The sequence below is a fragment of the Anaeromassilibacillus sp. SJQ-5 genome (genome assembly GCF_054108045.1).
In genome coordinates this window covers 97,165-120,131 of record NZ_JBPJWQ010000002.1, presented here as the reverse complement: position 1 = coordinate 120,131, position 22,967 = coordinate 97,165, and the positions used below count along the sequence as shown (strand labels likewise).

The 22,967-nt window shown below is 61.5% G+C and carries 32 protein-coding genes and 3 tRNA genes; 12 read left to right on the top strand and 23 right to left on the bottom strand.

Annotation, left to right across the window (positions count from 1 at the left end):
• From ACSAMM_RS15765 to ACSAMM_RS15755, 3 genes are all read right to left on the bottom strand, one after another.
• The coding region (locus ACSAMM_RS15765; RefSeq protein WP_457792312.1) for a DUF6096 family protein at positions 1 to 247 on the bottom strand (247 nt) is incomplete at its 3' end.
• 84 nt (positions 248 to 331) lie between these two features.
• On the bottom strand, positions 332 to 757 hold the full coding sequence (locus ACSAMM_RS15760; protein WP_178722386.1) for a phage tail tube protein: 426 nt from the start codon (positions 755 to 757) through the stop codon (positions 332 to 334).
• A 17-nt stretch (positions 758 to 774) separates the two neighbouring features.
• Positions 775 to 987 (bottom strand): hypothetical protein, encoded by a 213-nt coding sequence (locus tag ACSAMM_RS15755; protein ID WP_178722384.1) that lies wholly within the window; start codon positions 985 to 987, stop codon positions 775 to 777.
• Between the two features lie 316 nt (positions 988 to 1,303).
• Between ACSAMM_RS15755 and ACSAMM_RS15750 the strand changes: the two genes are divergently transcribed.
• Together ACSAMM_RS15750 and ACSAMM_RS15745 are read left to right on the top strand one after the other, a co-directional pair.
• A complete protein-coding gene (locus ACSAMM_RS15750; protein WP_457792310.1) occupies positions 1,304 to 1,885 on the top strand; it encodes a hypothetical protein in 582 nt (193 codons plus the stop codon).
• 51 nt (positions 1,886 to 1,936) lie between these two features.
• Complete coding sequence (locus ACSAMM_RS15745) at positions 1,937 to 2,419, top strand: DUF2500 family protein (RefSeq protein WP_457792308.1); 483 nt, start codon at positions 1,937 to 1,939, stop codon at positions 2,417 to 2,419.
• A gap of 61 nt (positions 2,420 to 2,480) precedes the next feature.
• Here ACSAMM_RS15745 and ACSAMM_RS15740 read toward each other — a convergent pair whose 3' ends face one another.
• From ACSAMM_RS15740 to ACSAMM_RS15730, 3 genes are all read right to left on the bottom strand, one after another.
• The gene (locus ACSAMM_RS15740) at positions 2,481 to 2,867 is read right to left on the bottom strand and encodes a hypothetical protein (protein WP_178722378.1); all 387 of its coding nucleotides are present in this window, start codon (positions 2,865 to 2,867) and stop codon (positions 2,481 to 2,483) included.
• A 251-nt stretch (positions 2,868 to 3,118) separates the two neighbouring features.
• Entirely contained in the window at positions 3,119 to 4,543 is a 1,425-nt protein-coding gene (locus ACSAMM_RS15735; RefSeq protein WP_457792306.1) for a VapE domain-containing protein, read from the bottom strand.
• Positions 4,544 to 4,620: 77 nt separating this feature from the next.
• The gene (locus tag ACSAMM_RS15730) at positions 4,621 to 4,863 is read right to left on the bottom strand and encodes a helix-turn-helix domain-containing protein (protein ID WP_178722374.1); all 243 of its coding nucleotides are present in this window, start codon (positions 4,861 to 4,863) and stop codon (positions 4,621 to 4,623) included.
• A gap of 182 nt (positions 4,864 to 5,045) precedes the next feature.
• On the opposite strand from ACSAMM_RS15730, the gene ACSAMM_RS15725 reads away from it, so the two are divergent.
• The 4 genes from ACSAMM_RS15725 to ACSAMM_RS15710 are packed head-to-tail and all read left to right on the top strand — an operon-like array spanning position 5,046 to position 6,947.
• The gene (locus ACSAMM_RS15725; protein ID WP_178722372.1) at positions 5,046 to 5,384 is read left to right on the top strand and encodes a helix-turn-helix domain-containing protein; all 339 of its coding nucleotides are present in this window, start codon (positions 5,046 to 5,048) and stop codon (positions 5,382 to 5,384) included.
• A 54-nt stretch (positions 5,385 to 5,438) separates the two neighbouring features.
• Positions 5,439 to 5,792, top strand: coding sequence for a hypothetical protein (locus ACSAMM_RS15720; protein ID WP_178722370.1), 354 nt, complete (start codon positions 5,439 to 5,441; stop codon positions 5,790 to 5,792).
• 15 nt (positions 5,793 to 5,807) lie between these two features.
• Positions 5,808 to 6,239 (top strand): ImmA/IrrE family metallo-endopeptidase, encoded by a 432-nt coding sequence (locus ACSAMM_RS15715; RefSeq protein ID WP_178722368.1) that lies wholly within the window; start codon positions 5,808 to 5,810, stop codon positions 6,237 to 6,239.
• Between the two features lie 3 nt (positions 6,240 to 6,242).
• Positions 6,243 to 6,947 (top strand): YoaK family protein, encoded by a 705-nt coding sequence (locus ACSAMM_RS15710; RefSeq protein ID WP_457792304.1) that lies wholly within the window; start codon positions 6,243 to 6,245, stop codon positions 6,945 to 6,947.
• Between the two features lie 85 nt (positions 6,948 to 7,032).
• Here the strand turns inward: ACSAMM_RS15710 and ACSAMM_RS15705 are convergent, their stop codons facing one another.
• Together ACSAMM_RS15705 and ACSAMM_RS15700 are read right to left on the bottom strand one after the other, a co-directional pair.
• Complete coding sequence (locus ACSAMM_RS15705) at positions 7,033 to 8,292, bottom strand: serine hydrolase (protein ID WP_178722364.1); 1,260 nt, start codon at positions 8,290 to 8,292, stop codon at positions 7,033 to 7,035.
• Positions 8,293 to 8,431: 139 nt separating this feature from the next.
• Positions 8,432 to 8,674, bottom strand: coding sequence for an HPr family phosphocarrier protein (locus ACSAMM_RS15700; RefSeq protein ID WP_178722362.1), 243 nt, complete (start codon positions 8,672 to 8,674; stop codon positions 8,432 to 8,434).
• Positions 8,675 to 8,925: 251 nt separating this feature from the next.
• On the opposite strand from ACSAMM_RS15700, the gene mtaB reads away from it, so the two are divergent.
• On the top strand, positions 8,926 to 10,227 hold the full coding sequence (gene mtaB / locus ACSAMM_RS15695) for a tRNA (N(6)-L-threonylcarbamoyladenosine(37)-C(2))-methylthiotransferase MtaB (protein WP_457792303.1): 1,302 nt from the start codon (positions 8,926 to 8,928) through the stop codon (positions 10,225 to 10,227).
• A 44-nt stretch (positions 10,228 to 10,271) separates the two neighbouring features.
• On the opposite strand, the gene ACSAMM_RS15690 is transcribed toward mtaB, so the two are convergent.
• Positions 10,272 to 10,859 carry a TetR/AcrR family transcriptional regulator C-terminal domain-containing protein gene (locus tag ACSAMM_RS15690; protein ID WP_178722358.1) on the bottom strand — a complete coding sequence of 196 codons (588 nt, stop codon included), beginning with the start codon at positions 10,857 to 10,859 and terminating at the stop codon, positions 10,272 to 10,274.
• A gap of 153 nt (positions 10,860 to 11,012) precedes the next feature.
• Between ACSAMM_RS15690 and ACSAMM_RS15685 the strand changes: the two genes are divergently transcribed.
• The 5 genes from ACSAMM_RS15685 to ACSAMM_RS15665 all read left to right on the top strand — a co-directional run bounded on the left by ACSAMM_RS15685 (position 11,013) and on the right by ACSAMM_RS15665 (position 14,514).
• Complete coding sequence (locus ACSAMM_RS15685; RefSeq protein WP_178722355.1) at positions 11,013 to 12,014, top strand: NAD-dependent epimerase/dehydratase family protein; 1,002 nt, start codon at positions 11,013 to 11,015, stop codon at positions 12,012 to 12,014.
• 145 nt (positions 12,015 to 12,159) lie between these two features.
• A complete protein-coding gene (gene ylxM / locus ACSAMM_RS15680) occupies positions 12,160 to 12,525 on the top strand; it encodes a YlxM family DNA-binding protein (RefSeq protein WP_178722353.1) in 366 nt (121 codons plus the stop codon).
• Positions 12,526 to 12,567: 42 nt separating this feature from the next.
• Positions 12,568 to 13,929 carry a signal recognition particle protein gene (gene ffh / locus ACSAMM_RS15675; RefSeq protein WP_178722351.1) on the top strand — a complete coding sequence of 454 codons (1,362 nt, stop codon included), beginning with the start codon at positions 12,568 to 12,570 and terminating at the stop codon, positions 13,927 to 13,929.
• An 81-nt stretch (positions 13,930 to 14,010) separates the two neighbouring features.
• Positions 14,011 to 14,256, top strand: coding sequence for a 30S ribosomal protein S16 (gene rpsP, locus ACSAMM_RS15670; RefSeq protein WP_457792300.1), 246 nt, complete (start codon positions 14,011 to 14,013; stop codon positions 14,254 to 14,256).
• Between the two features lie 24 nt (positions 14,257 to 14,280).
• Positions 14,281 to 14,514 (top strand): KH domain-containing protein, encoded by a 234-nt coding sequence (locus tag ACSAMM_RS15665; RefSeq protein WP_178722348.1) that lies wholly within the window; start codon positions 14,281 to 14,283, stop codon positions 14,512 to 14,514.
• A 99-nt stretch (positions 14,515 to 14,613) separates the two neighbouring features.
• Here ACSAMM_RS15665 and ACSAMM_RS15660 read toward each other — a convergent pair whose 3' ends face one another.
• The 14 genes from ACSAMM_RS15660 to ACSAMM_RS15595 form a co-directional block, all read right to left on the bottom strand.
• Positions 14,614 to 14,919, bottom strand: a complete 306-nt coding sequence (locus ACSAMM_RS15660; RefSeq protein WP_457792299.1) for a hypothetical protein — start codon at positions 14,917 to 14,919, stop codon at positions 14,614 to 14,616.
• 140 nt (positions 14,920 to 15,059) lie between these two features.
• Positions 15,060 to 15,236 carry a hypothetical protein gene (locus ACSAMM_RS15655; protein ID WP_457792298.1) on the bottom strand — a complete coding sequence of 59 codons (177 nt, stop codon included), beginning with the start codon at positions 15,234 to 15,236 and terminating at the stop codon, positions 15,060 to 15,062.
• 204 nt (positions 15,237 to 15,440) lie between these two features.
• The gene (locus ACSAMM_RS15650) at positions 15,441 to 15,623 is read right to left on the bottom strand and encodes a hypothetical protein (RefSeq protein ID WP_457792296.1); all 183 of its coding nucleotides are present in this window, start codon (positions 15,621 to 15,623) and stop codon (positions 15,441 to 15,443) included.
• Between the two features lie 823 nt (positions 15,624 to 16,446).
• Positions 16,447 to 16,523, bottom strand: a tRNA-Val gene (locus ACSAMM_RS15645).
• Between the two features lie 6 nt (positions 16,524 to 16,529).
• Positions 16,530 to 16,604: transfer RNA gene (locus ACSAMM_RS15640), tRNA-Glu, on the bottom strand.
• A 28-nt stretch (positions 16,605 to 16,632) separates the two neighbouring features.
• Positions 16,633 to 16,709: transfer RNA gene (locus ACSAMM_RS15635), tRNA-Met, on the bottom strand.
• A gap of 173 nt (positions 16,710 to 16,882) precedes the next feature.
• Positions 16,883 to 17,707 (bottom strand): RnfABCDGE type electron transport complex subunit B, encoded by an 825-nt coding sequence (locus tag ACSAMM_RS15630; protein ID WP_178722296.1) that lies wholly within the window; start codon positions 17,705 to 17,707, stop codon positions 16,883 to 16,885.
• Positions 17,708 to 17,728: 21 nt separating this feature from the next.
• A complete protein-coding gene (locus tag ACSAMM_RS15625; protein WP_178722294.1) occupies positions 17,729 to 18,316 on the bottom strand; it encodes an RnfABCDGE type electron transport complex subunit A in 588 nt (195 codons plus the stop codon).
• Positions 18,309 to 19,016, bottom strand: a complete 708-nt coding sequence (gene rsxE, locus ACSAMM_RS15620) for an electron transport complex subunit RsxE (protein WP_457792294.1) — start codon at positions 19,014 to 19,016, stop codon at positions 18,309 to 18,311. The genes ACSAMM_RS15625 and rsxE overlap by 8 nt, the downstream gene beginning before the upstream one ends.
• Positions 19,013 to 19,567: an FMN-binding protein gene (locus ACSAMM_RS15615; RefSeq protein WP_457792292.1), complete on the bottom strand. Its 555-nt coding sequence runs from the start codon at positions 19,565 to 19,567 to the stop codon at positions 19,013 to 19,015. Before ACSAMM_RS15615 ends, rsxE begins: the two co-directional genes overlap by 4 nt.
• Complete coding sequence (locus ACSAMM_RS15610; RefSeq protein ID WP_457792291.1) at positions 19,557 to 20,510, bottom strand: RnfABCDGE type electron transport complex subunit D; 954 nt, start codon at positions 20,508 to 20,510, stop codon at positions 19,557 to 19,559. Before ACSAMM_RS15610 ends, ACSAMM_RS15615 begins: the two co-directional genes overlap by 11 nt.
• A 37-nt stretch (positions 20,511 to 20,547) precedes the next feature.
• A complete protein-coding gene (rsxC, locus tag ACSAMM_RS15605; RefSeq protein WP_457792290.1) occupies positions 20,548 to 21,894 on the bottom strand; it encodes an electron transport complex subunit RsxC in 1,347 nt (448 codons plus the stop codon).
• 46 nt (positions 21,895 to 21,940) lie between these two features.
• Positions 21,941 to 22,471, bottom strand: a complete 531-nt coding sequence (locus ACSAMM_RS15600) for a Gx transporter family protein (RefSeq protein ID WP_457792289.1) — start codon at positions 22,469 to 22,471, stop codon at positions 21,941 to 21,943.
• A 14-nt stretch (positions 22,472 to 22,485) separates the two neighbouring features.
• Positions 22,486 to 22,920, bottom strand: a complete 435-nt coding sequence (locus ACSAMM_RS15595; RefSeq protein ID WP_178720638.1) for a NusG domain II-containing protein — start codon at positions 22,918 to 22,920, stop codon at positions 22,486 to 22,488.
• Positions 22,921 to 22,967: the final 47 nt, after the last annotated feature.

The window sequence follows — 22,967 nt, the reverse complement described above, 5'->3', positions numbered from 1 at the left end:
CCGAGCGCCCCTCGTCGATGTAATCGTCGAACAGCGCCGTCGCCTTTTCCATGGAGAACCCGGCGTTCAGCGGCTGCATGGCCCCCCACAGGATGGTGGTGATGGTCTCCACCATGTTGTCCTGGATGTGCTCCAGCGCCGCGAACAGGGACTTGCCCAGCTTCTTCTCGATGGCCATAATGGCGCTCGCGGTCAGGCGCAGCTTGTAGTCCTCGCCGCCGACGGTCAATGTATAGAATTTATTCATGCGTCTCGCTCCTTTGTAAGTGTGAATCGTGGTAGAAAACGGGGCCGGCCATCGCCGGCCCCGTTCCGCTTGTGTCGTGGTTCTTTAGGCGGGGTTGGTCACCTTGATGTCGCTCTGCAGCACCATGGTGCAGCTGAAGGTCAGCGCGCCGTTGAGGGTGCCGGCGTCCATCTTGACGGCGGGCACCGCGTCGAACTCATGGGCCGTGCCGTCGGGATAGGTCAGCTGGAAGGTGGCGGCGGTGCCGGCGTCGGCCAGCCCCTTGAGCACCCGGTAACTGGAATCGGCGCTGGAATTGTCGTACAGGAACTTGAACACCAGGTCGCCCAGATCCACGGTGCCGGGCACGAACTTCTTGACCTTGTCGGACAGGACGGTGACGTCGATTTTTTCCGGGGCGCCGCCGAATTCCGGGACTTCCATCAGGAATTCCAGCTCTTTGAAGACGGCGGAATCGTCGGAGCCGGTTTTGTAGGAGATCTTGGTGCTGTTGGCAGACAGTCTGTTCATGGTCATGACATCCTTTCTTAATTGGCTGTGGTTTCTTTGCGGATGAACTCCAAAGGAACGGACGCGAAGGCGCCGTCGTCCAGCAGCACGATTCCCGTCGGGACCGTTTTGCCGTCCTCCTCTTCGCTGGCTGTATCCAGCAGCAGGCCGGCTTTCTGCGTGCCGATATACTCCTTGGCCGTGATATCCCAGCTTCTGTCCAGCAGGCAGGTGACGCGGATAGATTCCATCTTGTTCACTTCCTTCCTATGGCGGAAACCGGAAGAGGCCGCGGACCCTCCGCGCCTCGCCTTCCCGTCCGGCTCCTGTATTCAATTTACCACCCAAGTCGGACCCATGACCGGCACCCATGCTATAAAATTGGGGAAATTTTTTGGCATTTGTGAAAAATTTACACACGTTACCGCTTGCAGCCCGCTTCCCAGTCAGGTATACTGAAGGTAATGGAAAAGCCTGGAAGACGAAGCCTTTACTAGAGGTGCATACCGCATGAAAAGAAGAGGGAATATGTATTTGGGCTAAAGCTAAAATGAAGGGTTGAGAACATTGAAAAATTTCCAGCGGATTCTTGTGACGATGATTTGCGCTATGGCCGTGCTTTCCTGCTCGGCCTGTAATCTCCTGCCAACTAAAAAGCCGAATTCTTCGATTCATTCAAGTCAAGGATTAACGAGTTCTGAACCTATATCTGAACCTATAACGGAGCTGAATCAACTGTATAAAGGCTCCGATATGCATGCTACGGTATATGATTTAAAGACATTTACATCCGCCGAGCTTAAGGAAAAAAAACAGGTTCTGATAATTATGGGGATTGAAATTGAGAATGTTTCTTCGACACAAGGCTATGTGTTGACAACAGAAGCCTATGATGTGTACATTGATGACGTAGTGGTCACTACAAAAGACGATTTAATTGGAACGAATATATACATTGGCAGTGATTATCTGGCCCCTGGAAAACGTGCGAAAGGTTATTGGGGCACGCGTATCCCTGCGGACACCAAAAGCATCGAGGTATACGTTTATGAGAACGGCATTTCTCCTGATAAACATGCGGTGTTCAACTTTGACGTGCCACCGGTCGAGACCATGACGCTGGAGAAATATGCCGCGTCTTTGAACTGAAAGCAGCTTTCCGGGGAACTGTCAGGGGCGGATATATAAGGGGTGTCGGAAATGAAAAAGCACCATAACTGGGGAGGCTTTGTCTCCATTTTTGCCGCGACCGTGTTCTTGTCTTTTTTTGTTATAATGGCAATGTACAGCTTCAGCATCCATGACGATACCAGCGGGGTTGCTTTCTTAATGACTGCGGGTATTTTTTTGCTTATATTCCTGATATTTATACCGATGCTGTTTATCCTGTTTCGGAAAAGAACCATTGCCAAAAACGCCTTTCTTACCCTTCCGGAACAAAAAGCAGAAGGAGTGCGGGTGATTAATAAGAGCAGAAAAACAGTAGGGAATCGCTATTCAACAAGCACGATTTTCTACGTGACCTTTGAATTGCCGGATGGGGAAAGAAAATGCTTGAACGTCGTCCACGATGACTACGCCATCCTAGAAGATGGCGATATCGGTACACTGATTTATAAAGAGGGTGGCGGATATAAATTTTTTGTGGAGTTTAGAAGGACAATCAGAACGGAGAGCCCTTGAGATATAACGAATGACCGCAAATACAAGGTTTTTCATCCGGTTCGATTGCCAATAGCCCCCTTCACACGATCCGCTTTTCCTTGGCCAGCAGATAGTAGAACTGCCTCCGGATGCCGTTGAAGCTTTTTTCGCCCAGCGGCAGGCCCTTGCGCATGCGCAGGTAGTGCCAGGGCATGTCCTCGGTCACCGCCTCCACCAGATAGGGGGCCTGCGCGCCCGCCGCCTGGCGGGCCGTTTTTTCGATAAGGGCGATGTCCGCCGCCAGGGTCGCCGCCCGGGTGGCCCGTCCGGCGGTGGGGTCGCTGCCCCGCGGCCCACCGAAGGGGCTTTCCAGCTCCCGCAGCCGCCGCTTCTTCTCCGGATACTGCAGGCAGAAATTGTGCAGCTCCCGGTAAGCGTAGGGGCTGATGTCATACTGGTCCAGCTTCAAATCCTTTTTCATCGGCATAAAAATGGCTCCTTTCCATTTATCAACGGATATTATAAACAACAGTTATTTTTACAAAGACCGAACCGCCGCTCGTTTCTTTCCGTCCGGCCCCGTGTTACCGGTGTAACCGGTATTTTTCAATAGGTTCTCTTACCCTCTTTTCCTGTACCGTTCCTATAGGATACATCTTTTATATAAAACTGGTAACATGAGTAACAAAGTGGGAAAAACCTAGGCGCCATGCGGGTTACCGGCCTGTTACCGGATGGTTACTCGATGACCTCCGGTAACAAATCTCTTGTGCGCTTTACCCAATATTTCTGGACGCCGTAGCCGGAAAACCGGCGGTTGCCGGATCCGCGCTCCCAGCCCTCCAGCCCCTGCAGGAGGTCGGCGATCTCCAAGCTCTGCCTAGGAGCGGGCTTTCCCGGCTCCTGCAGGGCCTCCCGCCACAGCTCCAGGATGCAGACCTCCCGCCGGTTTTCCAGATAGTCGGCGATCAGCCCCCGCCGGACATCCTCCGCCTGGGCTGCCTCCCGCGCCGTCTCCGCTTCCTCCTCAATGTTGCGATTTGCAACTTCCGGCAGACAATCAGTTCGGAATCGCTGGTATGCCTCGGCCCAGCATTGGCGGATGTCGGCACGGACCTCCTCCTCCCGGGCGAACAGGTCGGAGCCGTCTCCCCGGCAGGTGATGGGATAGAAACGGCGGTTCCCGGTAACGTCCGTTAAAAACTCCGCGCGGTTGGTGGTGCCGATGTAGATGCAGCCGCGGGGCACGTCCTCGGTGTGCCGCTGATAGGGCCGGCGGTAGCTGTCCGACTGGCGGGAGATGAAGCCTTTGACCGCCTCCGCGTCCTTGGCCCGCCGGAGGGCCAGCAGCTCGGCCATTTCGCAGATCCAGGCCCCCTCCACGGCTTCGGAGCCCTTCTGCCCCTCCAGGACGGTGACCTCCCGGAAGAAGGCGTCGTCCATGGCCAGCCACCGCACGAAGGTGGATTTGCCCTCCCCCTGCCGCAGGCCCACCAGCACCGGCATCACGTCGAACTTGCAGCCCGGCCGGAAGGCCCGGTGGATGCCGCCGGCGAAAATCAGGCGGCTGACCTCCCGGGTATAGGCGGTGTCCGGCGCGCCGAGATACCGGATGAGCATCTCCTCCAGGCGGGGCTTCCCGTCCCACCGCAGGGCCGTGATCGCCTCCCGCACCGGGTGATAGGGCTGCAGGTGGAAGGCGATTTGCAGCGCGTCGGTCAGCTTTTTCGGGTTGTGCAGGCCATAGACGCTCTCGATGTACAGCCTCAGGGTGGCCTCGAGGTTCTCGGCCCAGCGCTGGGCCGGTTCCCCCGGCCTCCGCCATTCCGGCGCGTGGGTCAGCTCGTTGAACCACAGCTGGTTCTTCCAGGCCGGGTCCTCGGTCAGAATGCGCAGATAGTTCTCGATGCGATCCAGCGATCCGTCCTCCCCCGCCTGGAGGGAGATGGGCCGCTTCGCGGCCTTCAGCTCCCGCCGCCGCACCCGCATGGCGGCCTGCCATTCCTTCCGCCGGCTGTTCAGCAGCCGGTCAAACGCGGCCTTGATGCCCAAATCCCTGGCCCGTTCCTCCAGCTCCACCTGCCGCAGGATCTTGTCCGTCCCCTCCGGCATGTCCAGCAGCGCATCGATGATCGGCCCGCCCAGCAAATCGGATTTGCCCAAGGCGCGTGTGTCCCCTTTATTGGACAGGCATTGGTATATATTGGTACTTGCCCCCTCGGAAGGGGCCGCCGTCCCGCTCATGAGCGTTCCCCCGGCTTCTTTTCCATGTCCTCCGCCGCGCTGGTCTCGATGTCCACCAGGGCCATCAGCGGCACCTGGAACACCCCGGCGATTTTCGCCAGCAGGGGCAGGTCGATTTTCTTCTGCCGCCCCCGCGTCTCGATGTAGCCGTAGTAGCTTTGGCAAATCCCCAGCCGCGCGGCCACCTCCCTCTGTGTCAGTCCCCGATCCTTGCGCAGCTGCCTGAGCCAACCTCGCATATACAAAACCTCCCAGTTCGAATATTTGAGATGGAATGTATCTCATGACGTGATTATAGCACGCTGTGAGATGCCTGTCAATCCCATATTTGAATTTTTCGGAAATATTTCTTTACTTTTTTCTCGTGAAGTGATATTCTGGCAGTGCAGAAAACTATTTCACGGAAGAAAGGGCGGTCAATATGCTCAGGCTCAAGACCATGCGAACCCAGGCGGGGATCAGTCAGGCGCAGTTTGCCAAGGACATGGGGGTGGCGCAGAACACGGTTTCCAACTGGGAGAACGAGAACCGGACGCTGGACGCCGAGACGCTGTCCCGGGTGGCGGACTATTTCCATGTGTCGGTGGATTATCTGCTGGGGAAAACCGAACGCCGGGAGGGCGGAGATCTGGGCGTCGTCAGCGACGAGGATATCAAGTTCGCCTTGTTCCAGGGGAGCGGCCCGGTGACGGACGAGATGTATGCGGAGGTCAAGCGCTTCGCCCAGTTCATCCAGGCGCGCCAGAAGGAAGAGGAATAAAAGGGGGCGTATTCTCGGAGCGAGATAGTTTCACCCGGAAGGGGGGAGAGCTTTATGAACACACAGGTGAGCATCGAGGTCCCGGAAGCGGCCGAAACGGCGCTGTCCGCCGCCTATGAGGCGTTGCTGTCCATGGGCCGCTGCCCGAAATGGGCACGGCCTAGCATCGACCCAGCGCTTTTATACGCCCAGGCGTCCATCACCCGCCGGTATCTGCGCACCAACGATTACGTCTGTATCCTCACAGTTCAGCGGCTGGGGGAGGGGCGGTGCCGTCTGACCGTGACCGTCGATGCGCTCCTAAGAGAAAGAGCCTACGACCATACGGGTGGACAAAACATTCTGTTCATGTCCGACCTGCTCACCGCGCTGAGCCAGAGGCTGCGGGGGGCGCGGCCGGAGAAGTAAGGGAAGTGAAATGCATTGCGCCAATCATCCGGAATCGCCGGGGAGCCGGGGCTGCTGGAATACGCGGCCGGGCGGGACATCGAGGTCTACTACGGCCCGCTGCCGGCCTGCGGGTGCTTGTCCCTGACCATGGCCGGGCGGTGCTACATCGCGCTGGATCCCCTGGCTATCGGCAGCATGGCCGATGGGCGGGTGAAGCTGGCCCACGAAATCGGCCACTGTGTCACCGGCAGCTTTTACAGCCGGAGCAGCGCCTGCGACGTGCGGGAGCGGCACGAGTACCGGGCGGATAAATGGGCGGTGCACGCCCTGCTGCCGAAGGAGGAGCTGGAGCGGGCGGTGAAGGAGGGCTGCACCGAGGTGTGGGAGCTGGCGGAGCGCTTCGGCCTGACCGAGGATTTCATCCGCCGCGCCGCCTATGTCTACCGCTGCGAGGAGGCGGAATAAACCATGCGCAGACAACCCGCGGGGGCGCGAAGGCCCCCGCTGTCCGAAACCTTTGCCCTGGGGGCCCTGCTGGCGGCGGCGGGGGGCTTCCTGGACGCCTATACCTACCTGCTGCGAGGCGGGGTGTTCGCCAACGCCCAGACCGGCAACATCGTGCTGCTGGGCATGCGGCTGGCCGAGGGGGAGCCCGGCCGGGCCTTGGGGTATCTCGTGCCTATCCTGGCCTTCGCTGCCGGCGTGGCCGCCACCGAGGGGCTGCGCCGCCGCTGGGCCGCCTCGCCGCGGGGACGGGCCGCCCGCCTCCATTGGCGGCAAATCGTCCTGGGGGCCGAGTGCGCCATCCTGCTGGCGGTGGCCTTCCTCCCGGCGGGGCGGTGGGATATGGCGGCCAACGTGGCTATTTCCTTCCTGTGCGCCATGCAGGTGCAGGCCTTCCGCGCCCTGGAGGGCAACGCCTTCGCCACCACCATGTGCACCGGCAACCTGCGTTCCGCCACCGAACGGCTGTGCCGGTACGCGGCGCAGCGGCGGCGGGAGGATTTGCGGGCCGGGCTGCAATACGCGGGCATCCTCCTGTTTTTCGTCGCCGGTGCGGCGGGGGGCGCGCTGCTTGGCCGCCTGCTCGGCGTGCGGGCGGCCCTGGCCGGCTGTGTCCTGCTGGCCGCCGCCTTCGTCCTTCTATTCGCGGAGGAGCGGGAAGAGGCATAAAAAAAGCCGCCCCATCAAAGGGGCGGCTTTCCGCGCATGAAGGAGGTCTTTTTCAAACGACTGCAAGGGGATTCCCTCCCGCGCGTCAGCCCAGCAGGGCGTCGAACAGCCAGCGGAAGGCCACGCCGAAATTGACCGCGCCGACGGCCTTGGCCGCCCGGATGGGGTAGGTCGCCACCTCCTTGTCGTCCAGCTTGAGGACGACCTCGCCCACCACCTGGCCCTGCAGAACCGGCGCTTCCAGGTCCTCGGCCAGCTCGATGGTGGTGACGATGGCTTTTTCCTGCCCCTTTTTGACCAGGACGGGGGCGGGCGTCTCCACCGTGATGTCCACCTGAGGCTCCACCCCCCGCAGCACCTTGACCGGCTGCAGCTGGTTCTGGTCGATTTGAGGCGTGTGGATGCCGTAGCTGGCGAACCCGTAGTCCAGCATTTTGCGCGCGCCGCCGAACCGCTCGTCGGTGGTGGAGCAGCCCAGAATGACCGCCACCAGGCCCATGCCGTCCCGCTGTGCCGTGGCGGACAGGCAGTGGCCCGCCTTCTGGGTGGTGCCGGTTTTCAGCCCGGTGGCCCCCTTGTAGTGGCGCACCAGCTTGTTGGTGTTGACCAGCTGGGACTTGCCGTCCCGCAGGGTATCCATCCAGATGGTGGTGTACTCGGTGATTTTCTTGTGCTTCATCAGCTCCCGGGACATGACGGCCACGTCGTGGGCGGAGGAATAGGCGTCGTCGCTCAGGCCGCTGCAATCGAGGAATTTCGTGTCCGCCATGCCCAGCTGGGCCGCCCGTTCGTTCATTTTGGTCACAAAGGCGTCAATGGAGCCACAGATATGCTCCGCCAGGGCCGCGCAGGCGTCGTTGGCCGAGACCACCGCCGCCGCCTTGGTCAGCTCGTGGACGGTCATGACCTCCCCCTCCTTAAGCCAGATCTGGCTGCCGCCCATGGAGGCCGCGGTGGCGGAGCAGGATACCTTGTCGTCCAGGGAGATCTGCCCCGCGTCCAGCGCTTCCATCACCAGCAGCAGGGTCATGATTTTGGTCACCGAGGCGATGGCCACCTTCTCATGGGGGGTCTGCTCGAACAGGATCTGTCCGCTGGACAGCTCCATGAGCACCGCGCCCTTGCCCGCCACCGACAGGGAGCCGGCGTCGGCGGGCTGGGTGGCGGTGGTCACCCATTCGTCGTCGGTTTCCTGGAGGAGCTGCGCCGCCGTGGCGCCGTCGCTCTCGTCGGTCATCAGCGCCGGTGCCTCCTTGGCGAAGGCCTCCAGCCCGCCCCAGCCCGCCAGCAGGGCTGTGCAGCACAGCGCCGCCAGCAGCCGCTGCGCCCGCTTGTTGTGTTTCATGTGTTTCTCCGCCCTTTCTGCCAAATGCGGGAGTCCCCTTCACGGGTTCCCGCCTGTTCGGTACAGCATATGCGGAAAAACCGCCGTTTATCTCGCTTATGGGCAAAAAAACGCCGCCGGCGGCTGCCGGCGGCGGGTTTTATTCTTCGAGGAGGAATTCCTTGATTCTTTCCTTGTACGCGGCGAAGGTGCCGTCGTCCTTGCAGTAGGCCTGCAGCTCGATGGGCTTGGATAAATCCAGGCTGAACAGGCCCATGATAGACTTGGCATCGATGATATACGGGCCGGACACCAACTCTACTTTAAAGTCCACCTCGTTGCTGGCGGTGACAAAAGCCTTGGCTTCCACCACGGTTTCAAAATGCACGGTCGCTTTATACATCTGAAAGACCCCTCTCCTGTTCATGTTGTTGAAGGTTTACGCTTCCGGAGGCGGGGATAAGACCCGCGTAATGGGGAGTAGCACCTGTAACCCATTGTTCATTATATCCGCAAAGCACACGGAAAACAACCGGGAAAGGGAACAAACTGTTGATTGAAATTGCGGCATATTTCGATTATAATGGTGAAAGTGTGAGGAACATGCAAACCGCATGACATAGACGGATTGCACGGAAAGGGCTGTTCATTCTTATGAAAATTGTCTTTCACACCTTGGGCTGCAAGGTGAACCAATACGAAACCCAGGCCATGCGCCGCCTTCTGGAGGCCGAGGGCTTCGAGACGGGGGAGTTTGTCCCCGGCGACGAGGCGGCCCTGTCCGCCGACGGGCTGGTCATCAACTCCTGCACCGTGACCGGCGAAAGCGACCGGAAGCTGCGGCAGCTGCTGCGCCGCTGCCGGCGGGACAACCCCCACGCCGTGCTGGCGCTCACCGGCTGCATGCCCCAGGCCTTCCCCGAGGAGGCGGAGGGCTTCGCCGAGGCGGACATCGTGCTGGGCAACGCGTCCCGCCGCGCCCTGCCCCGCCATCTCGCCGCCTTCCTCCAAAACGGCCGGCGGATTGTGGACATCGGGGAGCACGACGCGCGGCTGGAGCCGCTGGAGATCGACGACTTCCAGGGCCGCACCCGCGCGTTCGTCAAGATCCAGGACGGGTGCAACCGCTTTTGTTCCTACTGCATCATCCCGTATGCCCGGGGACGCGTCCGCTCCAAGCCGCCGGAGGATGTCGCCCATGAGCTGCGCGCCTTGGCGGCGCGGGGCTTCCGGGAGGTGGTGCTGGTGGGCATCAACCTGACCGCCTATGGCCAGGAATGGGGCCTGTCCATCGCCGACGCGGTGGAGACCGCCTGCTCCGTGGAGGGGATCGAGCGGGTGCGCCTGGGCTCTCTCGAGCCGGACGCCTTGTCGGAGGAGGTGGTGCGCCGCCTGGCCGCGCAGCCTCGGCTGTGCCCCCAGTTCCATCTGGCGCTGCAAAGCGGCTGCGACGCCACCCTCCGGCGGATGAACCGCCACTACGACACCGCCGCATACCGGCGGATCGCCGGCCGGCTGCGGGAGGCGTTCCCCGGCTGCGCCCTGACCACTGACGTGATGGTGGGGTTCCCCGGCGAGGACGAGGAGGAGTTCGCCCAGTCCCTGGCCTTCGTGGAGGCCGTCGGCTTCTCCCGCCTGCACGTTTTCGCCTATTCCCGCCGCCCCGGTACGCCGGCCGCCAAGGCCCCGGGCCAGCTGTCCGCCGCCGTCAAGGCGGAACGCAGCCGCCGGATGACGGCCCTGGGCGACCGCCTGCGGGATGCCTATGCCGCGGCGCAGGTGGGATCCACCGCCGCCGTGCTGCTGGAAACCCGCCGGGAGGACGGCTTGGCCGAGGGGTACGCCCCCAACTATCTGCCCGTGCGGGTGCGCACCGCCCGGCCGCTGGGCTCCTGCCTGGACGTGCGGATCACCGGCCACGAGAACGGCGTCTGCCTGGGCGAAGAAGCGGATTGACAAAAGCAGAGGCTCCGGCTGCATGACGCAAGCCGGAGCCTTTTTCATCCCATTTTTCCCAAGAAGCCCATGCCGTAGAGCATGATGTTTTCCGCCATCTGGGCGATTTCGCCCGCCGGGGTGGTCATCCCGTCGTCCAGCCACTGCTGCAGCAGCCCCATGCAGCCGGAGCTGACGAACGCGTAGAAATAGGCGATCTGCTTGGGGGTGGCGTCCTTGAAATACTGGGCGTAGGAGCCGAAGCACCGGTCCCGCCCCAGATTGATGAGCTTGGCCAGGAACTCCTTGTCGCCGTAGGGGCCCAGCGTGACCGCGCAGATGTCGGAGTTGTCCTTGAGGCACTGGAAAATCTCGGTGCTGATGTCCACGGGATGAAACGACTCGCCCCCCGCAGACAGCAGGGGCTCCAGCGCCTTGTTGAAGTCCTCCAGCATCTCCTCTTCCATTTGGTGAAGCAGATCGTAGATATCGGTATAGTGGCAGTAAAAGGTGCCCCGGTTGATGCCGGCCCGCTCGCAAAGCTCCCGGATGGTGATGCTCTGGATGGGCTTGCTGCGCAGCAAATCGGTAAACGCCCGGCGGATCAGCATCTTGGTCACGCGGGTGCGGTGATCGGACGGTAACGTTTTCATGAACACACTTCCTTTTTCAACAAGTCTTGTCGGATATGTTGAAGAACTGACAAGCGTCCGGATTCTGTCGATTGTTTGCGGGTATACTTTATAGTATGATATAAACGGATAAGAAAATCAACGCTGCAATTGTAAACAAAGGAGCTTTTCGCCATGGATAGAATCTATATCGTTACCGGCGCCAACGGGCATTTGGGCGGCACCATCGTCCGTATGCTGCGCCGGGCGGGCGCCACGGTGCGGGGGCTGGTGCTCCCCGCCGAGAAGGTGGCGGATGCCGGCGCCGTCCGGTATTTCAAGGGGGATGTCCGGGACAAGGCCACTCTGGAGCCGCTGTTCGCCGATACCGACGGGCGGGACGTGGTGGTGATCCACACCGCCGGCATCGTCGACATTGCCGATAAGGTCTCGCCAGCCATGTACGCCGTCAACGTGGGGGGCACCCGCAACATCACCGCGCTGTGCCTGGAGCATCGGGTGAGCCGGCTGGTGTACGTCAGCTCGGTGCACGCCATCCCGGAGAAGGACGGGCTGCAGGTGCTGCGGGAGGTCCATCATTTTTCGCCCGACGAGGTGGTGGGCGGCTATGCCAAGACCAAGGCGGAGGCCACCCAGATCGTGCTGGACGCCGCGGCCGCCGGCCTGAACGCCGTGGTGGTGCACCCCTCCGGCATCCTCGGCCCCTACGACGCCTCCGGCAACCATCTGGTGCAGCTGGTGGTAGACTACGTGCGGGGCAAGCTGCCCGCCTGCGTGCGGGGCGGCTACGATTTCGTGGACGTGCGGGACGTGGCGGCCGGCTGCCTGGCCGCCGTGGACAAGGGCCGGGCCGGGGAATGCTACATCCTGTCCAACCGGCACTACGAGGTCAAGGACGTGCTGCGCATCGCCAAGAAGGTGCAGGGCGGCCGGAAGCTGCCGGTGCTGCCCATGTGGATGGCCCGGGCGGCCGCGCCCATGCTGGAGTGGGTGGCCAAGCGCCGCCGCGAGCGGCCCCTCTACACCAAGTATTCCCTGTATACCCTGGCGAGCAACGACCGCTTCTCCCACGACAAGGCCACCCGGGAGCTGGGGTATCAGCCCCGGGATTTGTACCAGACCATCCGGGACACCATCGCCTGGCTGAACCGCAAGCGCCCGGCCCCCGCCGGCTGAACAAGTCTCCTCCGCCGCCGTTTTTCGGCGGCGGATTTTTCATCCCATTTTTTCCCCGCGCCCTCTTGACAAAATCCGTGTCTTGTTGTATAATCTGTAAAGTTATTTACTTTACACTCAATGGGTGGGAAAGGAGCCGGGCAGTATGGCGAAAAACCTGGAGATATCCCTGCTGTTTGATTTTTACGGCGATATGCTGACCGAAAAGCAGCGGGATGTGGTGGAGCTGTACTACAACGACGACCTTTCCCTGTCCGAAATCGCGGAGAACGAGGGCATCACCCGCCAGGGCGTGCGGGATTCCATCAAGCGGGCCGAGGCCCAGCTGCTCGAGATGGAGGAGCGCCTGGGATTGGCCAAGCGGTTCCGCGAGATGCGGGACGGCTTCGAGGCCATCCGCGCCGCCGCCCAGGACATTCAGGAATACAACGACCGCTATGGCTATTCCCGGGAGATTGACGAGCGGGCCAAACGGATTCTGACCCTGTCCGACCATCTTTCCAGAGCGTAATAATATCACAGATTCAACATTTTGTATTGAGAGGTGACCACCATGGCCTTTGAGGGCCTTTCCGATAAGCTGTCCGCCGCGTTCAAGCGGCTGCGCAATAAGGGCAAACTGAATGAAGCGGACGTCAAGGAGGCCATGCGCGAGGTGCGCCTGGCCCTGCTGGAAGCGGACGTGAACTATAAGGTGGCCAAGGACTTTACCAACAGCGTCACCCAGCGGGCCATCGGCTCCCAGGTGCTGGAAAGCCTGACCCCCGCGCAGATGGTCATCAAAATCGTCAACGAGGAGCTGACCGCCCTCATGGGCGGAGAGGCCGCCCGGCTGGCCACCGCCAACCGGCCGCCCTGCATCGTCATGATGTGCGGCTTACAGGGCTCCGGCAAGACCACCCATTCCGGCAAGCTGGGCCTGATGCTCAAAAAGCAGGGGCACCGGCCGCTGCTGGTGGCCTGCGACGTCTACCGCCCCGCCGCCATCACCCAGCTGCAGGTGGTGGGGGAGAAGGCCGGCGTCCCGGTGTTTGAGATGGGCACGGCAAACCCGGTGGACATCGCCAAAAAGGCGGTGGCTCACGCCCGGGATTACGGCAACGACTATGTGATTCTGGATACCGCCGGCCGGCTGCACATCGACGAGCAGCTGATGAACGAGCTGAAAAACGTCAAGGCGGCGGTGTCCCCGCAGGAAATCCTGCTGGTGGTGGACGCCATGACCGGGCAGGACGCGGTCAACGTGGCCGCCTCCTTCAACGAGGCGCTGGGCATCGACGGCGTCATGCTGACCAAGCTGGACGGCGACACCCGGGGCGGCGCGGCCCTGTCGGTGCGCGCGGTCACCGGCAAGCCCATCAAATTTGCCGGTGTGGGCGAAAAGCTGGACGAGCTGGAGGTGTTCCATCCCGAGCGGATGGCCTCCCGGATTCTCGGCATGGGGGACGTGATGTCCCTCATCGAGAAGGCGGAGATGCAGTTCGACCAGAAGGAAGCCGAAAAAATGGCCCGGAAGATGCAGGAAGACAAGTTCGACCTGAACGACATGCTGGATCAGCTGCGGCAGATTCAGAAGATGGGCAATCTCAAAAGCATCCTCAGCATGCTGCCCGGCGTGGGCAATCAGCTCAAGGACGTGGACATCGACGAGCGGCAGTTTTCCCGGGTGGAGGCCATCATCCTGTCCATGACCCGGGAGGAGCGCACCAAGCCGGATATTCTCAACCCCTCCCGCAAGCGGCGGATCGCCGCCGGCTGCGGCCTGAAGGTGGAGGACGTCAACCGCCTGGTCAAGCAATACGACTCCATGCGCCAGCTGATGAAGCAGGTCAAGGGCATGGGGAAAAAGGGCCGGGGTTTCCCCCGGGGCATGGGCCTTCCCGGCGGCATGGGCGGCGGCCGCCGCTTCTTTTAGCATTCGACTCCCGCCGGGACGAACCCGCCCGGCATGAGTGGAAGAATAGACAAATATCAACAATTTTGGAGGTACTGAATCATGGCTGTTAAAATTCGTCTGCGCCGCATGGGCGCGAAGAAAGCTCCCTTCTACCGCGTTGTGGTGGCGGATTCCCGCTATCCCCGCGACGGCCGTTTCATCGAGGAAATCGGCTATTACAACCCCCTGGAGGAGCCGGCGGTCATCAAGATCGACACCGAGAAGGCGGAGAAATGGATCGCCAACGGCGCCCAGCCCACCGATACGGTGAAGGCGCTGCTGAAAAAAGTGAGCGCGGAGAAATAAGCACGCGGAAAGGCGGAAACCGGGATGAAGGAACTGTTGCTCACGATTGCCAAAGGGCTGGTGGAGAATCCTGATGCCGTCGCGGTGGAGCAGGATGAGCCGTCCGAGGATGGCACCATCGTGTTCCATCTGCACGTGGCGCCCGATGATATGGGCCGGGTCATCGGCAAGCAGGGCCGCATCGCCAAGGCGATGCGCACCGTCATGCGCGCCGCCGCCACCCGCCAGGATGCCAAAGTGTCGGTGGAAATCGACTGATAAACGGAAAGCCGCCCATGACATTCATGGGCGGCTTTTGGTATTCTTAGGTAGGCGCGGTGCATTCATCGTTTATCGAGGAATCCTGTGCTTCGCCGGTCAGGTTTTCCCCGCCAGCAGCCCCAGCGTTACCAGCAGCTTGACACAATCCAGATAGCCCTGCCGGTACAGCTCCTTTTGCATAATGGCGGTAGCTTCAAACTCCTGCTCGAAATACTCGCGGAAATTCAGACAGTCCCCCGCGCTTATGGAGATGTCGCCCTCATTTTGTACAATAGGTTCGAGACTGTCGTATAGCAATTTGCTGGATTCTGCCGCCAGCGCATAGCGGCCGTTGCCTTTACGCAGGGCCTGTGAAATTTCCTCTATGCGGCTTTCGATAAATTTGGACACGCAGTTTTGCATAGTGACATTCCTTTCTCAATTGTTTTCCAACAATGCTTGAAAGGGAGCGTGACGCATGGTATACTATTTACGTCAACCGCCTTTTGGCATGTGTTGGCTGGGGAAGTGGTGTTTGCTTTGACGAGAGAGCGCCACTTCCTTCATTTTTTGAGGTCATCCTTCAACTTCTTAATCCCGCGTCGTGCTGCTTCTGCTTTTGTTACCTGCTCTTGCTCGCAATAGGCGTCTAATGTGTCGCTGCTTTCGCTGTCCAGGCGAACAAAAAGCGTCTTGTCTTTGGGATTGTCAGTGGGACGCCCCATTTTAGGGCTTGACAAATGTTCACCTCCTTTTGATATTCATAAGTATACCATTTATGAATATCAAAAGTCAAGTATGTTTTCCAACAATGCTTGAAAGGGAGCGTGACGCATGATATACTATTTACGTCAACCGCCTTTTGGCATGTGTTGGCAGCGTCTTGCTATAGGCAAGCCGCCTGGGGAAGTGGTGTTTGCTTTGAGAGGGGAGCGCCACTTCCTTCATTTTTTGATGAGCTTGTCCTTTAGGCAGATAATTCCCTGCCGGGTGGCTTCTGCTCTGCCGATATTTTCCTGTTCGCAATACTTTTCAAGGACTTCCACGCATTCGGCATCAAGCCTTACATGAATGGAAGTCTCTTTAGGATTATCGGTAGGACGGCCCATCTTCTTTTTCGTGGGCAAATTGCTCACCTCACTTTTGCAGCCCAAATGTCAAGCGTGTCTATAAAATAAATTACGCATTCAAGTTGAGAAGGCGGCAGAGCGCCTTATTGGCCCAGGATACTATTGACAAGCAACCTGTCCATGGTATAATCAACCTGTGGCACTACCAGCGGCAGAAATGCCGCGTGCGGTTTCAAGGCGGTTGTCTCCTCCCATTCCCTGGGAGGGAGATTTTTCTTTTTCCCTCCTGTGAAAGGAGGGGATGCTTATGGTTACATATCCAGAGCTGTTTCAGTTCTGCCTGGTGGTAATCGGCATTATTGGCCTGATGTTCACGGCCATAAAAAAGAAGTAAGACCGCCCTGCTTCCCCAAGCGTCGGTCTTACTTCTGACGAACTGAGGGGACAACCGCCTTTCGGTAGTGCCACCCTGTATGTCTATTCTATGCCACTATGGCCGTTTTGTCAAGCCGATGCAGGTTTATTCCTGCCCGGCTTTTTTGTCGTTCCTAGCCATTCAAGCTCTCTCTGCTGCGCAGCTCGAACCGCTTGTGACCTCGGCATCTCGCGTTGCGAGCTGCCACTGAAAGGCCTGACGGCCTTTCGAGGAGGCAACGGCATGGGTTCCGTTATCACACATAAATTAAGAGCGGCCCACACTGACGTGTGAACCGTTCTTAATTGGTGGGCGTAAACGGACTCGAACCGCTTGTGACCTCGGCATCTCGCGTTGCGAGCTGCCACTGAAAGGCCTGACGGCCTTTCGAGGAGGCAGCGGCATGAGTCCGTCTTCGTACATAAAATAAAAGCAGCCCACTCTGACGAGTGAACTGCTTTTATTTGGTGGGCGTAAACGGACTCGAACCGCTGACCTCCTGCGTGTGAAGCAGGCGCTCTAACCAGCTGAGCTATACGCCCATACAATGGTGACCCGAACGGGAATCGAACCCGTGTTACCGCCGTGAAAGGGCGGTGTCTTAACCGCTTGACCATCGGGCCGCTGTTGCTCCTCCGGTTGGAGGAGCGATGGTAGCGGTAGTCGGATTTGAACCAACGACACTGCGGGTATGAACCGCATGCTCTAGCCAACTGAGCTATACCGCCATAGCTTGTCCCTGTTCCATCCGAGAAAAACTTCCCTTTTAGCCAGGTGTCGAAGACACCCCCTTACAGGGGACGCACTATATTATATAGGATCCCGTATCCGTTTGTCAACCATTATTTTTGCTTTTGCGGCAGAAATTATTCCGGCTCATAAAATCCGCTCTTTTTGCCGGTCAAACCTCCTGCGTCTCGGCGGCCTTCCCCTCGTTTAGGCCGAAGACGGAGATGCACTGGGAGGGGCATACGGCGGCGCAGGCGCCGCAGCCGGTGCAGATTTCCGGGTCGATGGCGGCGAGAAAATTCTCCACCTTGACGGCGCCGCTGGGGCAGGCCTTGACGCATTTCATGCACCCAATGCACCCGGCCGTGCAGACCTTGCGTACCAGCGCCCCCTTGTCGTGGCTGGAGCAGCGCACCGCCGCCTTCGCCTGCGCCGGCACGATGGAAATGATGCGCTTGGGGCAGGCCTTGACGCACAGGCCGCAGGCCGCGCATTTGTCCTTGTCGATGCGTGCCAGCCCGTTCTCCACCGTGATGGCGCCGTATTCGCATACCGCCCGGCAGTCGCCGTAGCCCAGGCAGCCGTAAGAGCAGGCCAGATCCCCGCCGTAGAACTGGGCCGCCGCCGCGCAGGAGGGCAGCCCGCTGTAGCGCAGCTTGCGGGCCGCAAATTCCTCGCAGCCTCCGCAGTGCACCAGGGCGGTTTTGGCCTCCAGCGTCCCCTCGACGCCCAGCAGATTGGCGGTGGCTTCGGCCACGGCCGCGCCGCCGGGGGAGCACAGCCCCACCTTGGCCCCCTCGTGGGCCATGGCCTTGGCGTAGCCGTCGCAGCCGGAATACCCGCAGGCGCCGCAGTTGGCCCCCGGCAGCACGGCCCGCAGGGCCTCCGCCTTTTCATCCCGGGGGACCGCCATGACCACGCTGGCCACCGCCAGAATTAGCCCGGCGGCCAGGGCCAAACCCGCGACAATAAGAACCGCCAATACGATTGGATTCATGATTGCAAGCCCCTTTCTGCTTTACAGGCCGAATAGCCCCTGGAACCCCAGGAAGGACATCGACACCAGGGAGGCGGCTACCAGCGTGATGGGCAGGCCCTTGAGCCCGGCGGGAATCTCGGCGCTTTCCAGCCGCTCCCGCACCCCGGCGAACATCACCATGGCCAGCAGGAAGCCCAGCCCGGCCCCCAGCGCGTTGACCAGGGACTGGCCGAAATCGTACCCCTTGTCGATGTTCAGGATGGTCACGCCCAGCACGGCGCAATTGGTGGTGATCAATGGCAGATAGATGCCCAGGGAATTGTACAGCGGCGGCAGGAAGCGTTTGAGCGCGATTTCCACCAGCTGCACCAGCGCCGCGATGATGAGGATGAACACAATGGTCTGCAGATACCCGAGATCCCGGGGCACCAGCAGCAGGTTGTAGATGGGCCAGGTGGCGGCGGTGGCCATCAGCATGACGAAGATGACCGCCAGGGACATGCCCACCGCGGAGTTCAGCTTCTTGGACACGCCCAGGAAGGGGCAGATGCCGAGGAACTGGGACAGCACGAAGTTGTTGACCAGCAGGCCCCCGATGAGAATGGCGAACAGGCTCGTGTTACTCATGAGCTCCGTCCTCCTTCCCCTCGGCCGGCTGGCCCAGCTGGCCGCAGGCCGAAGCGTGCGGGCAGGCGGCGCAGCCGCCCGCCGTCAAATCGGTCACCGCTTTGCCGCCCTCCAGCCGGGCCGACAGCTTGCCGACCAGCCAGATGAGCATCCCGAAAACAAAGAACCCGCCGGCCGGCAGCACGAACACGGTGATGGGGGGGATGATCCCCGCCTCCGGCCAGCCGAAAATCGTGCCGTTGCCGAAGAATTCCCGGATGGCCCCCATGACGATCAGTGCCCCGGTGAAGCCCGCGCCCATGCCCAGCCCGTCCAGGGCGGACAGGCCCACGCTGTTTTTGCTGGCGAAGGCCTCGGCCCGGCCCAGAATGATGCAGTTGACGACGATCAGCGGCAGATAGATGCCCAGCGCCTTGTCGATATCGGGCAGATAGGCCTTGACCAGCATCTGCACGATGGTGGTGAAGCCCGCGATAATCACGATGTAGGCGGGCAGCCGCACCTTGTCCGGGATCACCCGGCGCAGCAGGGAAATGACGATGTTGGAGCAGACCAGCACGAAGGTGGCCGCCGCGCCCATGCCCAGCCCGTTGATCGCCGCCGTCGTCACCGCCAGCGTCGGGCAGGTGCCCAGTACCAGGCGGAGCACCGGGTTTTCCTTAATCAGGCCCTTGGAAAACGCCTGTCCGTACTTGTTCACGATGCGCCGCCTCCCTTCGTGATGTCCTCGTAATAGGCGATCGCCTGGTTGACCCCGTCGGTGATCCCCTTGCTGGTCTTGGTGGCCTGGGACACGCCGTCCACATCCTTGCCCAGGGTAAGGGGGGCAGCGTTCTTGCCGGAGAAAGCGTCTAGCAGGCCGCCCTTGGTCACCTTGTCCACGTATCCGGCCGTCTCGTTCTCCTCCGTCACCTTCACGCCGGAGATGGTGCCCTCGGCCGTGATGCCGGTCATGACCACCAGGCCGGCGCTTTTCCCGGTCACGCTGGCGGTGAAGACATAGCCCACGGTTTCGCCGTTTTGCAGGGCGGTGTAATAAACGACTTCCTTCCCGTCGGCGGTCAGGGTGCCCTTCTCGAAGCTGTCCGCCTGGATGACCTGACGCCGGGCGGCGTTTTCGATTTCCGCCGTGCGCTGCGCGATGGTGTCCTTGGTCAGCAGATTGGTGCCTGCCAGGGCGGCGGTTACCACCCCGCCGATGATGGTCAGGGCCGCCGCGGAGACCAGGATGTCCTTCCCGTTATTTTTCATGACGCAGTAGCCTCCGTTTCGTCCCGAAAGCCCGGGGCCGGGTGGCCCTCTCGATGAGGGGAACCAGGATGTTGCCGATGAGGATGGCGAAAGACACGCCCTCGGTCAGCGATCCGTACAGCCGGATGAGCACCGTCAGCAGGCCGCAGAGCACGGCGAAGACCACCTTGCCCGCCTTGTTGATGGGGGAGGTGGTGTAGTCGGTCGCCATGAAGATGGCGCCCAGCATCAGGCCGCCGGAAAGAATGTGGTATACCGGGTTTTCTCCCAGAATCCAGGTCAGTACGAAAACCGTCCCTATGTAGCACAGCGGGATGATGGGGGTGATGACCCGGCGGATCACCAGGTAAATCCCGCCGATGATCAGGGCCGCCGCGCAGGTTTCTCCCAGGCACCCGGGATGGATGCCGAACAGCAGCTGGAAGGGCTTGTAGGCCATTTCCCCGCCGCCCGCCATCATGGCCAGGGGGGTGGCGGAGGAAACCGCGTCCGCCGCCTGCAGCTGCGCAGGCATGGTCCAGTCGTTCATCTGGGCCGGGAAGCTGGCCATCAGCACGATCCGCCCCGCCAGGGCGGGGTTGACGAAATTCTGTCCGATGCCGCCGAACATTTGCTTGGCCACCACAATGGCCGCCACGCTGCCCAGCGCCGCCTGCCACAAAGGAAGGCTCACCGGCAGGTTGAAAGCCAGCAGCAGGCCGGTGACCACACAGGAGAGGTCGCCCACCGTCTGCGGCCGCTTCATCACCGAGCGGCTGAGCGTTTCAGAGGCGACGCAGGCCCCGACGCAGACCAGCTCAATAGCCAGCGCCCGCCAGCCGAACAGCCAGACGGAGGCGACAGCGGCGGGCAGCAGGGCGATGAGAACGTCCAGCATGATGGTGCGGGTGGACGCGCCGCTGTGCAGATGGGGGGAAGAGGATACGATAAGGGATTTCTCCATACAGGAAACCCGTCCTTTCTAGCCGAAAATCGGGGGATCAGGCACGATCCGCCATATGTGCCCGCCGCACGGCGTCCTTGGCCATGCGCATGGTCTGGACGATGTGCCGGTGGGCCGGGCAGGCGAAGGAGCAGCAGCCGCATTCCATGCAGCTGCCCACGTCCAGCTTTTCCATGGCCGCCGGATCGCCGTTTTTGTAGGCGGCCGCGATGGAGGGGGGCACCAGATGCATGGGGCAGGCGTCGACGCACCGCCCGCAGCGGATGCAGGGAGAGGCCTCCGTCTGGAGAACGTCCTCCTCGGACAGGGCCAGGATGGCGTTGTTCTGCTTGAGCACCGGCATGGTGTCGTCCATCAGGGCCAGCCCCATCATCGGCCCGCCCATCAGCAGCTTGCGCACCTTGAAGCGGGTGCCGCCGCAGAAGGCGATGACCTCGCCCACCGGCGTGCCGATGGCCACCTGCACATTCTTGGGATGGGCTATGGCCGAGCCGTCCACGGTCAGCCGCTTTTCCACCAGCGGCATGCCGGTCTTCAGGTACCGGGCCAGGAACGCCACCGACGTGACGTTCATCACCACGCAGCCCACGTCGGCCGGCAGCTTGCCCGGCGGCACCTGCCGCCCGGTGCAGGCCGCGATGAGTACCTTTTCCGCCCCCTGGGGGTACCGGGCGGGCAGGGATTTGACCAGCACCTGCTTTTCCGGTTGGGACACGCTGGCCGCGATGCGGGACAGCTCGGCGATGGCCGCCGGCTTGTTCTTCTCGATGGCGATGATCACCTGCCGGGTTTCCAGGAATTCCATCACCGTCTGCACGCCCGACACGATGTCCCAGGAGTTTTCCATGCATTCCCGGTAATCGGTGGTGATGTACGGCTCGCATTCGGCGGCGTTGATGATGAGGGTGTCCACCTCGTCGAGATTTTTCGGGTTGAGCTTGATGTGGGTGGGAAAGCCCGCCCCGCCCAGGCCGACCAGCCCGGAGGCGCGCACGGCCTTCAGGAAGTCCTCCCGGGATTCCACCACCGGCGGCCGGACGCTTTCATGCACCCGCTGCTCGCCGTCGGAATCGATGACCAGGGCCTTGGTGGTCCGCCCGCCGGGCAGCAGCAGGGTGGTGACGGCCGACACGGTGCCCGACACGCTGGCGTGCACCGGCGCGGACACGAACTGATCGCTGTCCCCGATTACCTGCCCGACCTCCACATGGTCCCCCACCTGCACCACCGGCTCGCACGGCGCGCCCAGATGCTGGGACATGGCGATGGTCACCTGCGCGGGCGGCGGCATGACGATGGTTTCGCATGCGGCCGTATGCTTCCGGTGGGGAGCGTGTACGCCGCCGCGGGCGCGTTTGCGGAGTGTTTCTATGAGGTTTGCCAAGGACAATCCCGCCTTTCGTCGATACCGGGCGGACGCCGCCCGTCTGTTATAACTGTTTTAAGGAGCCGCCGTCCAGCCTGGCCATGCTGCGCCGCAGCGCGGGCATCACCAGGTTGAGCGTAAGCCCCGTGACCGTCCCCGCCGCCACCGCCAGAAACAGCAGCCAGGGGGAATAGTACAGCAGAGAATCGTCGAGCAGCAGCATGGCCATGCCCAGCTGCCCCATGTTGTGGGCGACCGCCCCGGCCACCCCGATGCCGATATAGCTGACGTGCCGGGCAAACAGCCGCAGGCACAGGGCCATCAGCAGGGTGCTCAGCACCCCGCCCGACAGGCTCATCAGGGCGGCGGTGCCGCCCCGGAACAGGGCGAACACCGCCTTGCCCGCCGTCACGGCCAGCGCCGCGGGCAGGCCCATGGAGGTCAGGACGTACATCGTCGCGATATTGGACAGGCCGGGCTTGGCCCCCGGCACCGGCAGCGTGGGCAGCCACCCCTCCAGGGAGGAGATGGCGATGGCCAGCGCCATCCATAGGCCGAGCTGCGCCGCCCTCCTGGCGGCGGAAGCGGTTTTCACGGCGTTCGCCCCCTTCATCCCGCCACCATGTCCACGGCGGAGCCGGCGTCGTCCGCCGCCTGAACCCGCACCACCACGCCCGCGGGCAGGCAGGCGGCGGTCTGCCCTGTCCGGGACAGCCAGCCGCTGCGCACGCAGACCTTGTCCGGGCAGCCGCTGGACAGAAAACGGATCCGGCCCTCCTCGACGGCCAGCTGCACCGTCAGGCCGTCCTTTCCGGCAAAGGCGTACGTCCCCGGCCGGTTCAGAGACAGTACCGTCTCCCCGTCCGGGGTGGTCACCACCGCTTCGCCGCCCGGCTTCGCCAGCAGATGCAGCCCCAGCAGCAGCGCGACGGCCAGCAACAGGACGCCGCCGCCCAGTATGCAGTCGCCGAGGCGCAGCCCGGCGGCGTTTTTTCGGGTTGCAGCCGCCGTGGCGTCCGCCTCCTTTGCCGCCGGCCCCCGCAAAAGAGGTGGCCGGCGCGTACGATCTATGATATAATATTTTGGACCAA